The organism is Emticicia sp. BO119 (assembly GCF_013912375.1).
Lineage (GTDB): Bacteria > Bacteroidota > Bacteroidia > Cytophagales > Spirosomataceae > Emticicia.
In genome coordinates, this window is record NZ_JACETV010000001.1 from 667,655 (window position 1) to 681,572 (window position 13,918).

The following is a 13,918-nucleotide window of genomic DNA, read 5'->3' on the forward strand; positions in this document are numbered from 1 at the left end:
TTATTTATCAGGTAAGAAAAACTTCAAAAAATGCCTCCTCCAAAATGAAGGAGGATTTTATCTGTTTCCCTAAACGTGTTTAACAAAGACAATTTCTTTTGAAAAACACCTCCTTCAAACGAAGGAGGGTTTTACTATATATTCCTAACCTTACTAAATAAGCCATCTGTTTGCGCTTCCTATCCTATTAAAAACACCTCCTCCGAATAGAGGAGGGTTTCTATCCTTCTATTCTAACCCAAAAATCAATATATGAATAGTCACGGCATTCAATATGAATTTTCAAAAAATACCTCCTCCATAGGGAGGAGGATTTTCTAATAAATATTAGTCATGAAATAAATGCACATCAATTTTTGACCGTGTGTCAAAAACACCTCCTCTAAAAAGAGGAGGATTTAAACACTACATACGCATCAATAAAAATCTTGAACGGATTACAGATAATCTGGCTAAATCCTTTGCTTTGACAAGGGAGTCCAGACAATTACACATAACTGTGAACTGATTGATTACCTGGTAAATATCATCTACTATTTACCGAACTACTTTGCTTCGGGTTGTGTGGTATTTTCGGGGCAAAGGAGTTAGATGTAGTTTGTCAGATTTTCTATTATACGACCATGACACTTGTTGTTAAATACTTTTGCATTTTGCTTTAAGCATAATAATGTTTGTGTGGATTTAGTGTTTTAAAAAATTTATAAAATTTTTATTGTACAATTACATATTTTCTCTATTTTTGTTTATGAAAAATAAACTTGTTCGTAATTACGAAACAAATTTAACGAACTTGTTCGTTAAATGCAAGTAAAATTTGAAAATTATTTTTATTTTTTTAACATAATCAGACGATGACTATTGGCATACCTGCGGTAAGTGGAACTGAAATCAAGAATTTTCGCAAGAAAAATAAGCTTTCTCAGAATGAGTTCGCCGAACTTGTTGGTGTAACCATGAGGGCGGTACAGTTATGGGAAAGTGGTGACAGGAATGTATCAAGCCTTGCAGAAAAGACTATCAGAGAGGTGTTTTTGAATTATAAAAAAGCCGGATTGGAGAATGCTTATGTCAATACTAATGGTAATAAGTTTATCAGTAATACAGATGGAGATCTGATTGTGGAAGTGCCTTTACTCACAACTGAGGCATTTGCCCGTTATCTTGACGAATTAAGCGATGCTGGCACATTTCAGTTTGAAGAAAGAGTGCCTTTTGTAGTTGATAAAATAGACAGAGGTAATTTTATTGCTTTCCGGATTTCCGGGGATAGTATGAACGGAGGTAGAATAGATGATACCCCCGACAGAGCTACTGTATTAGGCAAAGAATTATCGATGGATTTGTGGATGGACGGTTTCGGAGAATCAAGATTCGGGTGGATTATCCTTACCAAGCGCAATGTATTGTTTAAAGATATTATAGCTTTTGATAGAGCAACAGCTACCATTACCTGCCATAGCCGCAACGATAGCCCCGAATACTGTGATTTCAAACTCTCATTAAATGATGTACACAAGATTTTTAAAGTAATGAAGAGGACTTTTTAAGGTGGTTTATTAATTAGTTAACTTCTGACTTGTCCTGTGGTGTAGGTATTCTCAACTGCATTTTTTTTCTTATTAAATTAATCATCTCTTTTTCTTTTTTGTTCCAGTAGCCAATATGAGACCAGAAAGGTATAATATTTCCGGTTTTTGACTTTGTTCTTAGAAAATGGTTTTCAACCCCATGCCCGAAAACATGATTATTTCCTCCAACAAAATCTTTTTCGAAAGTAATGTTTGTCCAGCGGGTAAGGGCAAATGGAGCTGCATGATGTAAGAAATTAACCTCTGAAATCGGAAAATGGAAGGTTTTTTCGCCTTCAGGTGTCGGCGGGCAGGTAGGGTATTCTCTTTCTGCCTGTTTCTTTACTAATTCCTCCGGGTTACCTGCAAGCAATAGTTTGGCATGGGCTAACGGACTACCTAAAGTAATAAAATCAGAAACCCGCCAAGAATCAAGCCTATTGAACTGGCTCTTCCACAGTTTAAGCTGTATTTCCCTGAAAGTATCTCTGTTTTTCGCTGTGGGGTTCTTACTCAAGTTATAAGCAGCATCTTCAATTTCTGTTAACTGAGTATCTGTCAACTTAATAGTTCCGTTATGTTTTATCCATAAAAATTTAATTAAATCGTAGGCAACTACAGCCCCTAAACTATGGCCTACCACAATAATACGGTCATATTTGTTCCTTTTGTAAGTACTCCCATCTTTATTTCTGACATCTATTTTGGCATCATGTAGTTTTCTGAGCAATTCAATGCCTGTTTCTCTTATATCCTGCCTTTCTTTAATATTACCTGCACGTGGAGTTGTATAACGTACAACATCACCTAAATAATAGATAAGAAAGAAATTAATACCCAACCAGGTCAGACTACCCAGATACTTTCCTACGAACTTAAGGTAGCAGCAAAAATGCGTTTTTACAAAATCATAATCATATATATTTTTAATTAGATTTTCCGGGCATTTGTCCTCTTTCATTAAAGGATAGCTCAGAATAAATAATAAACTCATAAAAATACTTACCCAGAAGAACCAATAAATCCAGCGCAGCCTGTCAGGAATATTTTTTGGTCGTCTTAAAAGAATTGTCCAGAACCACCATAAAACATCCATCAATTTTGTACCACTCATCTTGTGTGCCCAATAGTATTCAAAATAGTCAGTTTTAAAAGTAAACCTATGTTCGTTGGCAGTAAGTCTCCTGAGCTCAAAAGTTTCAGACAGCACATCTGGTTTATTAAAAAACTTTTGTTTTTTACTATGAGGTATTTCCGGAGCAATTGATTCCACAAATTCACGGAGTGTATCCATGGGTTTTTGCTCTCCCATTCCGTGAATTACAAGTACTGCCTGACGTTGAATATTAAATTTATTTTCGTTAAATTCTTCTGGCATATAAGGTAGGTTTTCCTAAAGATAGGTAGACCCGACAGGCTCTCCAAATCTTTACAATGGTTTTTATTTTAAGGTTTATTGTTTGATTACTTTCAGCTATTTTGAGAGATTTAAGTAAGTGCCAGAAGATAATTAAACTAAAGCCTGATTTTTAAATGATTTTTCTTGTATGGTTAAAGCTTCTGCTTTAGCTTTGTCTTTATTTAGATTCTATCTAAATAATATTATCTAAGAATTAGAAAAATAGATTAAATTCTATAGCATTATTCATTTAACTAAATGATTTCGCAAATGAAGAAAAATAGTTTTTTATTGATGGCTCTTCTCACACTTGGGCTATCAGAAGTAGTTTTGGCACAGAATACTCATTTTGGTGATGCTACCCATGCCTATACTTTACCAACATTCACTAAAAATAATCTGGGCGAGCCAGTTTTATATTGGACAGAAAAAGGTGATGATAATATATTAGCTCTCTACTTCTCGGTTTCGAAAAATGGGGGAAGGAGTTTTAGTGACAAAAAACTCATCTATTTGGATGCTGGCCTTGGGAGTAGTCGATTAATGAGGCCAAAACTATTATTTAAGAAAGATGGTACTATGGCTGCGATATTTTCATACCGCAAGGTAGTAGCCGCCCCCGCTGCTCCATCTACGCATGAGGGAGGCCATGGAAATCATGTAAAACCCGAAACTCCAGAGCCGAGACCCAAACGTGAATCACAAATCAGATATACGGTTTCAAAAGATAATGGTAATACCTGGACTAACCCAACTTCGGTCGATTCGGATACAACAAGATTAATAAGAGGTTTCTTTGATGCGGTTGTTTTGCCAAACGATGAAATTGCGGTGGCATATCTGAAAGATGTGAAAGGCAGCACCAAACATGAAGAGCGAGACCTTCGGATGGTAATTACTAAAAACAACATATTTCAACCAGAAAAATTGATTGACCCTGTGGTGTGTGATTGCTGTAATATAAGCTTATTAGTTGATAACAATGGAAAATTGAATGTTTTTTACCGTGATAATAATAATGATATTCGTGATATTGCCCGTATAGCTTCTTCAGACAACGGTGCTACTTTCACAAAACCAGAAATTCTTCGTAACGATAAATGGGAGATCAAGGGCTGTCCGCATTCAGGAGCAACTTCAGTAGCTACTGCTAACGGTGCTTTAATAACCTGGTTTTCAGGTGCGAATGAGCAATCAGGGGTAAGATTAGTAGATGAAAATGGAAAATTGTTAAAGGTATTAAGTGCAAATGCCAAAAATGGTCAGGTATCAGCCGATGGTAAAAAAGGTATTTTTGTATGGGAACAAACTACTGAAGGCGGTGCAAGCCAGATTTTTTACAGCAAAGTGGTGAGTGGAAAAGTACTCGACGATCAGTTAGTAAACGGCTCAGACTACGGCCAGAATGCCACAAGTATATTGATCAATGGAAAATTATTAATAGCCTTTGAAGTTGCCAAACCTAATCAAAGAACGGCTTTGATAGTGAGGGTGGTAGAGTAGGAGAATGGAAAGTAGGGATTTTAAGCCAACGCAAAAGCGCTGGCTTTTTTTTGTATTTCTTATCCGAAGCTTTGAACACACCTCTTCTTTTCGAAAATATTATTTTATTAATACGTTTGATCTTTATTGTCTGGTATTTTTTTCAGTAAAATCAGTTATAAAATTGCCGTCATAGCAGTACAAACTTAAATTTTTTGCTCCAACCGAGATATTGCCATCTCTATCTTCAAAAATGCTCCCGATTGAAGTATTATCCAGACCTTCGAATGGAGAACAGTTAAAAGTTTTACCATTATAAATACATATCCTGCCTTGGACTTTTCCTTCTTCATCCCAATTGGGGCCTCCAACACAGATATTTCCTTTTCTATCTACTAAAATAGAAGTAATATCATAGTCGCAAAAACCATCAGTTTCAGTAAACTTTTAATTTCATAAAAAACTTTGAGACAGAAAATCTATAAGCTAAGTAATAACCAATTATATAAAAAAATTAAAAGCTTGTAAGGAAAACAGATTCACATATGCGTTAAATATTTCATTCAATGATTGAAACTACTTCAATATTTTCCTTTTATTCTCTGCACAAATCATAAACCATCTTAGCAAGATGTAGTTTAACGCCCAAAAACGGACAGAAAACTGTACGATTTCGGACACTACATTTTTAATAATACCTCTCTAAAAGTGTTTTTGAGAGGATTTTTGTACTTGGCACTCCATTTGTTTAACAAAATATAATCAAATAAATCTCGGCTTAATTAAATATGGACTGAAGTAGGTTAGATTTATTTGTTTAGCAAATAATAATGAAATACCTGATTAAATACTGAAACTATGGGACGACCCTATTTAGGAGAATTTGAAGAACTGGTGCTACTGACAGTGGCGGTACTGGAAGGCGGCGCTTATGGTGTAGCAATTGCATCAGAACTTAAAAAACGAACCGACCGCATAATCAGCCTGAGCGGTGTACATATAGCCTTATATAGGTTGGAAGAAAAAGGATTTGTGAAGTCGGTATTAGGTGGAGCTACCAATGAACGTGGTGGGCGCCGAAAAAGATTATTCAATATAACAGCTTTGGGTAAGCGTACATTGGATGAAATGCGCGATATACGTAACGAACTATGGACATCTATTCCGAAACTTTCGTTTTCGTGAAAAATCGCAAATTAAGAATGGTGAATTCGTGAATAATTTGTAATCGTATTATTCGCTGATTCTCTACTCACTAATTAGCGATTTTACTAATAAATAAATTATGAAAAAGCAAAACCCTTCAATACCACAACCACCTTGCTGGGCTGATAAACTTCTGTCAGCGGTGCTTCCGTATTATTTATTTGAGGAGTTGCAAGGGGATATGCATGAACAGTTTGAAATACAGGTAGAGGAAATGGGAAAAACTAAGGCCAGACTGTTGTATGGGTGGGAAGCACTAAAGTTTTGCCGGCCGTATTTTCTGAAACGTCGTTTATCAGCTCGGGCTGATGATTTAAATAATATATACTCTTTAATAAACCCCATTATGCTCAGTAATTATCTGAAAATCGCTTTTCGCAACCTGATGCGTGCCAAAAGCTATATGTTCATCAATATCAGTGGTCTGGCTGTTAGTTTAGCAGCGTGTACGTTGATTATTCTTTGGATACAGGATGAGTTGCAATATGATAGATTCTATAGCAAAACAGACCGACTCTATCAGGTCTATAATAAGGATATTTTCAGTGGTACTCCTCAAACATGGGATACAACCCCAAGACCTTTAGGCCCTGCACTGAAACAGGACTATGCCGAAATAGAAGAAACATCAAGATTCCGGTCAACAGGATTGACATTAAATGTAGGAGATACGAAAATGAATGCCAATGGGGCATTTGTCGATCCCTCTTTCCTGAATTTATTTGATTTTTCACTTATATCAGGCAATGCCCAAAGTGTGCTGGCAGGTAATAATGGCATTGTAATTACCGAAGCATTAGCAGAAAAATTATTTGGTACTACGCTGGCTGTAGGTAAGGTGGTTCAGATTAATAATAAAGAAAGTTTTTCGGTAACAGGTGTATTAGAGAACTTACCCCGAAACAGCAAATTCAACTACATTTCGTATTTATTACCTTACAACTATTTTGTAAACCTTGGCTGGGGCTCTGATGCCTGGGAATCAAATAACGATTATACCTATGTCTTACTGAAAGCGCATGCAGATGAAACCGCTGTAAATCAGAAAATCAAAAGCGTAACTGCAAACCACCTGCAAGGCATCATTGAGGATGTGAAAAACCGCCAGATTTATCTGCATCCTGCCAGTAAATGGTATTTGTATTCAAAGCAGGAAAACGGACAATTAGTAGAGGGTCGCATCGTAACCGTACGTTTATTTGGCCTGATTGCACTATTCATTTTGCTGATTGCTGCCGTTAATTTTATTAACCTGAGTACCGCCAGAAGTGAAAAAAGAGCGAAAGAGGTTGGTGTGCGTAAAGTAGCCGGGGCGCAGAAATTATCTCTTGTGTTACAGTTTATTGGAGAGTCTGTATTACTAACCTTTTTTGCAGGAATTGTTGCCATGTTGATTGTTTTGCTAAGTCTGCCAATGTTTAATCAGCTGACAGGTAAAACACTCTCTATGAATTTTACTTCTTTGAATTTCTGGTTGTCGGCCTTAAGTGTGTTATTGTTTACGGGTTTGCTTGCCGGAGCCTATCCAGCCTTTTTCTTAGCTAATTTTCAGCCTTCAAAGGTTTTAAAAGGTGCAGTTCGTTCGCAAAGAGCGGCTTTTACCCCCAGGAAAATTCTGGTAGTCGTGCAGTTTACATTTGCCATTGTGCTGATCGTCTCAACATTAATCATTAGCCGTCAAATTGATTATGCACAGAACCGGGATAAAGGGTTTAATCAGAATAATCTGCTTTTTACCGACTTGCCGGGCGATTTAGCCTCTCATTTTAATGCACTGCATCAGGAATTAATGGAGAGTGGTGCAGTTGTTTCTATGAGTAAATCTTTAGGGCCAATCAGCAATATTAATCTGAGGCAGTGGGGTGTAACCTGGCCGGGCAGTACACAGAGTGATAAGGATATTGAGTTTGACCGCTTTGGTACAGATGCCAGTTTTCTGAAAACAACCGGCACTACATTATTGGCCGGAAGAGAAATTGATGTACGAAAATATCCAACCGATTCAACAGCAGTAATGCTGAACGAAACGGCTGTGAAAACCATGCGTCTGAAAAACCCTGTTGGCACTACTATAAAATTCGGTAATGCAGAATGGCATATTGTAGGAGTAGTGAAAGATTTTATTTATGCTTCTCCTTTCGACCGCATTAATCCGGCATTGATTGAAGGGCCAGGTGGCCCGATTAGTTTGGGCTGGATCAGCATCCGTTTGAATACTACCAGGCCAATGGCTGATAATCTGGCGATTTTAGAGAGAGTCTTTACGAAGTATAATCCCGCTTATCTGTTTGAGTACTTATTTGCTGATGAATCTTACAAAGCAAAGTTTGCTGATGAACAAAGAACAGGCACTTTAACAGGCCTGTTTACAGGGCTTACCATATTTATTGCCTGTTTGGGTTTGTTTGGTCTGGCTGCTTATACTGCTCAGCAACGCACTAAAGAAATCGGCATCCGCAAAGTATTAGGCGCACCTGTATTAAGTGTCGTTCAACTGTTAACCAAAGATTTTATTCGCCTTCTTCTCATTGCCTTTATCATTGGTGCTCCCATAGGCTGGTATATAATGGAACAATGGTTACAGGATTATAACTATCGTATCATAATTGGTATAGGTATATTTATTATCACGCTTGTATCGGCTATTTTGATTGTTCTTATCTCCGTTAGTTTTCAGGCCATTAAAGCAGCACTGATAAATCCGGTAAAGAGTTTGAAGAGCGAGTAGATGTCAGAGAGCATGGGGCAAAGGGCATAGGGTTTTGAAACCAAAAAATGTAAAATAATAAATGTAAAACCGAAAAATGCGGCAGCCGTTGCTGTAAAAGGATTTTGGCAAAACAATCAGGAAATATTTTACCACCCAAATGGGCAGACAAACTGCTGATGACCTTCCTACCCGAAGATTTAGCAGAAGAACTGCAAGGGGATATGCACGAGCAGTTTGAAATGCAGGTGGAGGAGAGGGGTTTGGTAATAGCTCAATGGCTATATGCGTGGGAGGTATTAAGATTTTGCCGTCCCTATTTTTTGAAGCGCAAATTGAAGACAAACACGAATGAATCTAACCTTATTTCTATATTCTCACTAATTATGATAAGCAATTACTTTACAATCGCATGGCGGAACATACACCGCAATAAAGCATTTTCCGCCATTAATATTATGGGTCTGGCCTTGGGTATGGCATGTAGTCTGCTGATTTTACTTTGGATTCAGGACGAACTGAGCGTAGACAATTACCACGCCAATGGTAAACAACTATATAAGTTAAGGAACCGTCAGTATTATGATGGAAAAATTGTTGACGGCGATGCCTTGCCCGGTATGATAGCTGATGAAATGAAGCGACAGTTTCCGGAGATTAACTATGCCGCAAATCTGACCTGGGAGGAAAAAATGACCTTTTCAGTGGGAGATAAAGCTAATAAGGAATTGGGTCGTTGGGCTGGGGAAGACTGGTTTAAAATGTTCAGTGTCCCTTTATTGGGAGGAAACCCAAAGACAGCGCTGAATGCCCCGAACAATATTGCTATCTCAAGAAAAATAGCTGAGAACTATTTTGGCAGTGCACAGGCTGCTATGGGTAAAGCCATTCGTATTAATGACAAAAAGGACTATCAGGTAACGGCAGTTTTTGAGAATTTGCCACAAAATACTTCTGCAAAATATGATTTTCTGCTAAACTGGTATGATGCACTAGAGAAAAACACCTGGATGAAAAGCTGGGGTAATAATGCCACGTTTGCGTTTATTATGGTTCGTCCGGATGCAAACCCTGCTAATCTGGATGCCAAAATGCGGTATCTGATGCGCAAACTTGTTAAGGATATGAATCCTAAGGAATATGATATACATTTTACTATCCAGGCTTTTAATGATGCTTATCTCTACTCCAATTATGAAAATGGAAAGCAGGCCGGAGGGAGAATTGAGTACGTGCGTTTATTCGGGCTAGTAGGCATTTTCTTGTTGCTGATTGCCTGTATCAATTTTATGAATCTGGCAACGGCCCGCTCAGCCAGGCGGTCAAGAGAAGTAGGTGTCCGGAAAGTAATGGGGGCAAAAAGAGGCTCTTTGGTGGGACAGTTTGTAGGTGAGGCAGTTTTATTTACATTTTTAGCGCTGTTTGTTGCTGTTATTATGGTCATAATCATACTTCCGGGCTTTAATACATTGACGGGTAAACAAATAAGTCTGAACATTAATCAGCCCTCATTCTGGCTCATTTTATTCGGAATGGCATGTCTGACGGGAGTCGTTTCAGGCAGTTATCCTGCACTGTTTCTTTCATCACTTAATCCGGTCAGGGTGCTGAAAGGCGCACTTAAATTCGGAGCAGGCGCTCGTTTGTTCAGGCAGTCTCTGGTGGTATTTCAGTTTGTCTTATCGATGCTGCTCATTGTAGGCACAATTGTGGTATATCGCCAGATTGACTATTTGCAAACTAAAAACCTCGGATATGACCGTGAGAACCTGATTTATATACCAGCTGAAGGCGAATTAGGACCAAAATATCTGGCATTTAAAAATGAGATACTGCAAAAGCCCGGTATTCAGTCGGTTACATTCATTGGAAGTATACCAACAAGAATAAATAATGGTACAACAGGTGTAAGCTGGCCGGGAAAAGACCCAAATATCCAGATAGATTTCAGCAATACGAATGTTGGGTATGATTTCGCAAAAGTGATGAAACTGAAACTGGAAGGACGGGATTTCTCGAAAGCATATGGCACTGATAGCGTAAACTACCTGGTTAATGAATCGGCGGTGAAGCGTATCGGCTACACAGACCCGATTGGTAAGCCCTTAACCTTATGGGGAATAGAAGGTAAAATTATCGGTGTATTAGAAGACTTTCATTTTCAGTCTTTACATGAACCTATTAAACCACTTATTGTTCGGTTTACTGGTAATATTGCCCAACGATACATTATGGTGCGTACACAGCCGGGCCAGGTGAAAGAGGCAATTAATAGTCTGGAATCTGTAACCAAACAGATGAACCCTAAGTTTCCATTGACCTATACATTTGCCAACGATGAGTATATGAAGCTATACATGAGTGAAAGTATAATCAGTGGGCTTGCTAATTACTTTGCTTTCATTGCCATTTTTATTTCTTGTCTGGGGTTATTCGGACTGTCGGCTTTTATGGCAGAACAGCGTACAAAAGAAATAGGCGTGCGTAAGGTATTGGGGGCTTCTGTATTGAGTGTAGTAAGATTGTTATCAGGAGATTTTCTGAAATTAGTGCTGATAGCCATTATTATAGCAGCACCTCTTGCCTGGTATGTGATGAGTCGCTGGATGGAGAATTTTAGCTATAAAGTTGGAGTAGAGTGGTGGGTATTTGTACTATCCGGTATAATGGCCATAATTATTGCCCTTTTAACCGTTAGTTTTCAGAGTATCAAAGCGGCGCTGTTGAATCCGGTGAAGAGCTTGAAGAGTGAGTAGTGGCATAGGGCAAAGGGATAGAACCGAAAAATATAAAATAATAAATGTAAAACCGAAAAATTTGGCAGCCGTTGCTGTAAAAGGATTTTGACAAAGCAATCAGGAAATATTTTACCCCCCAAATGGGCAGACAAACTGCTGATGACCTTCCTGCCCGAAGATTTGGCAGAAGAACTGCAGGGAGATATGCATGAGCAGTTTGAAGTGCAAGTAGAGGAAATGGGTTTGAAAAAAGCTCAATGGTTATATGCGTTTGAGGTACTACAATTCTGCCGACCTTATTTTTTGAAACGCCGATTGATGGGCAAAACTGACGATTATCCACCTGTTAAAATATTCTCATTAATTATGATAAGCAATTACTTTAAAATCGCACGACGACATCTGTTTCGCCATAAAACCTTCTCAGCAATCAATCTCTTAGGGCTGGCTGTAGGCTTAGGGGTATGTATGATGATTATTCTATATGTACAGCATGAATATAACTTTGACCGTTTTCATCGGAATGTAGAAAGGATACATTGGGTAAGAACAAAAATCAGGAATGGAGAAGATTCACTGTTTATGCCACGTATGAGTTATGCCACAGCCCCTTTAATGCAGCGAAGCAACGCTTTTGTCGAAAGCTTTGTACGGGTAATGAAAGGAGAAAGAAACACACTTATTCAGAAAAAAGATGCTCCTGAACAGAAATTCCTTGAAGATAAATTCATGTTTGCCGATAGCAACTTCTTTAGCTTTTTTTCTTTCAAATTGCTGGAGGGCGACCCAAAGTATGTACTGAATGAGCCATTTACTATGGTATTATCAGAAGAAACGGCAGAAAAGTATTTTGGCAGTACAGCAAATGCCATGGGTAAAGTGCTTCAATATAAAGGTGGTACCAGTTTTACAGTAAGAGGTGTGGCAGAAAAAGCGCCTTCTAACTCAAGTATCGAGTATGATCTTATAGCTTCATTGGCGAGTGTAAAATCTATGGAAGACAAAAAGGGAACTGTAAAATCACAGATAGTTGAAACAGGGCCATTTACTACTTATTTTTTATTAAGAAACCCACAGGATGCCACTAAAGTTGAAGCCGGATTGCTACAACTGTATAGAACGGGTAATCCGAACGGAAAAAACAATAAAAATTTCATGGCAATTCCACTAAGTCAGACGCACTTGATGAGTAATTATGGCGGTATTTCTACTTCAAAATATCTTAAAATATTTCCTTTTGTAGCCTTGCTTATTCTTTTGTTGTCCTTAACTAATTACATGAATCTTTCAACGGCACGTTCGTTTATAAGAGCCAAAGAAATCGGAATAAGAAAGACCATCGGTGCCAGTAGAAACTCAATAACGCTACAGTTTTATATCGAATCGGCACTTTATACAATCATTTCGTTTATAGCTGGCTATATTTTATGCCTGGTATTACAACCTGTTTTCTTTAGGCTTTTGAATATAACCATTGATAAGAATTTCCTTTTTCACCCCTATGTTACTGCGTCTTTTGCTGGTTTATTTTTTATTAGTGTCTTTCTGGCAGGGTCGTATCCATCGCTTTTATTATCAGCTTATAGCCCTGTAGTAGTTTTATATGGCAAAATCAATCGTCGGATTGCGGATCTCAGTACACGAAATTTCATTACTGTTTTTCAGTTTTCAATTTCAGTTGTCTTAATTATCTGTAGCCTGATTATTGGCAAGCAATTGTATTTTTTCAAAAATTCAGATACTGGCATTAAGCATGATAATATTATTTCAATTCCATTTACCTCGTCTGTTGCGAAACATTACAATACATTTAAAAGACAAGTTGAGTCATTGGCAGGGGTTCAGCAGGTAAGTACTTCTCAGTATTCGCTATATGATGGCTATGATATGTTTACAACAAAAACAAAAAACAGTCAGGAGAACACTTCATTAGCTACTATTACAGTCGATGAAAATTATATTCCCATGTTGGGTTTGCAATGGAAATCAGCACCTGTTAATCCTCAGTTTTATCAGACTCCCAATACTATTATTCTGAATGAAGCAGCCATAAAGAAGCTAAATCTGAAAACTTCACGGTCTGTGTACGAAAGAATCGACATAAACGAGACTCCACACGAAATTGCTGGTGTTATTAAAGATTTTAACTATGAATCGCTTCATGATAAAATCGATGGCCTTTGCCTGATAATCAGAAAAGATACCGCCAGTAGCTGGCAGCAGGGAGGGGGGTGCTTATTGGTTAAAACGAAAGCTAATACGAGCACTTCGGAACTTATCGGTCGAATGAAAACCATTTATGAAAGCTACGAATCATCGTCTCCTTTTAAATTCTATTTCATGGACGATGTAGTGGAATCGATGTACAAATCTGAGGATAGAATCTCAAAAATCTTTAATGGTTTCACTATAGTTACCATCTTTATTGCCTGCCTTGGTTTGTTGGGTCTCTCAATTCTTAGTACAGAACAACGCACCAAGGAAATTGGTATTAGGAAAGTGTTGGGCGCAAGTGTATTTGGGGTAGTATCATTACTATCAAAAGATTTTCTAAAGCTTGTGCTGATAGCAATAGTCATCGCTTCGCCAATTGCTTACTACTTCATGCAGGAGTGGTTAAAGGATTTCCCTTACCGGACAGCAGTTAACTGGTGGATATTTGCTCTGGCAGGATTTGTTTCTGTTCTGATTGCACTGCTGACTGTGAGTTTCCAAAGTGTTAAAGCGGCACTCGCAAATCCGGTCAAGAGTCTTAAAAGTGAGTGAGGATAAACTTGAGCCGCCGCCGTACGATGCTTGTAACCTAATCCGAAAT

The 13,918-nt window shown here is 38.0% G+C and carries 7 protein-coding genes; 6 read left to right on the plus strand and 1 reads right to left on the minus strand.

Annotation, left to right across the window (positions count from 1 at the left end):
* Nucleotides 1-854 precede the first annotated feature (854 nt).
* Entirely contained in the window at nt 855-1,550 is a 696-nt protein-coding gene (locus H1R81_RS02945; protein WP_181839183.1) for a helix-turn-helix domain-containing protein, read from the plus strand.
* A 13-nt stretch (nt 1,551-1,563) separates the two neighbouring features.
* Here the strand turns inward: H1R81_RS02945 and H1R81_RS02950 are convergent, their stop codons facing one another.
* A complete protein-coding gene (locus H1R81_RS02950) occupies nt 1,564-2,949 on the minus strand; it encodes a hypothetical protein (RefSeq protein WP_181839184.1) in 1,386 nt (461 codons plus the stop codon).
* Nucleotides 2,950-3,240: 291 nt separating this feature from the next.
* On the opposite strand from H1R81_RS02950, the gene H1R81_RS02955 reads away from it, so the two are divergent.
* The 5 genes from H1R81_RS02955 to H1R81_RS02975 all read left to right on the plus strand — a co-directional run bounded on the left by H1R81_RS02955 (nt 3,241) and on the right by H1R81_RS02975 (nt 13,869).
* Nucleotides 3,241-4,473: a sialidase family protein gene (locus H1R81_RS02955; RefSeq protein ID WP_229251040.1), complete on the plus strand. Its 1,233-nt coding sequence runs from the start codon at nt 3,241-3,243 to the stop codon at nt 4,471-4,473.
* A gap of 837 nt (nt 4,474-5,310) precedes the next feature.
* The gene (locus H1R81_RS02960; RefSeq protein ID WP_181839186.1) at nt 5,311-5,637 is read left to right on the plus strand and encodes a PadR family transcriptional regulator; all 327 of its coding nucleotides are present in this window, start codon (nt 5,311-5,313) and stop codon (nt 5,635-5,637) included.
* 100 nt (nt 5,638-5,737) lie between these two features.
* Entirely contained in the window at nt 5,738-8,386 is a 2,649-nt protein-coding gene (locus H1R81_RS02965) for an ABC transporter permease (protein ID WP_220275158.1), read from the plus strand.
* Nucleotides 8,387-8,490: 104 nt separating this feature from the next.
* Nucleotides 8,491-11,121 carry an ABC transporter permease gene (locus tag H1R81_RS02970; RefSeq protein ID WP_255463001.1) on the plus strand — a complete coding sequence of 877 codons (2,631 nt, stop codon included), beginning with the start codon at nt 8,491-8,493 and terminating at the stop codon, nt 11,119-11,121.
* A gap of 87 nt (nt 11,122-11,208) precedes the next feature.
* Nucleotides 11,209-13,869 (plus strand): ABC transporter permease, encoded by a 2,661-nt coding sequence (locus tag H1R81_RS02975; RefSeq protein ID WP_181839187.1) that lies wholly within the window; start codon nt 11,209-11,211, stop codon nt 13,867-13,869.
* The last annotated feature ends 49 nt before the right edge of the window (nt 13,870-13,918 follow it).

Bases quoted from the DNA above. Each gene is read 5' to 3' on its own strand.
- H1R81_RS02945 (WP_181839183.1), top strand. From the start codon at position 855: ATGACTATTGGCATACCTGCGGTAAGTGGAACTGAAATCAAGAATTTT.
- H1R81_RS02950 (WP_181839184.1), bottom strand. From the start codon at position 2,949: ATGCCAGAAGAATTTAACGAAAATAAATTTAATATTCAACGTCAGGCA.
- H1R81_RS02955 (WP_229251040.1), top strand. From the start codon at position 3,241: ATGAAGAAAAATAGTTTTTTATTGATGGCTCTTCTCACACTTGGGCTA.
- H1R81_RS02960 (WP_181839186.1), top strand. From the start codon at position 5,311: ATGGGACGACCCTATTTAGGAGAATTTGAAGAACTGGTGCTACTGACA.
- H1R81_RS02965 (WP_220275158.1), top strand. From the start codon at position 5,738: ATGAAAAAGCAAAACCCTTCAATACCACAACCACCTTGCTGGGCTGAT.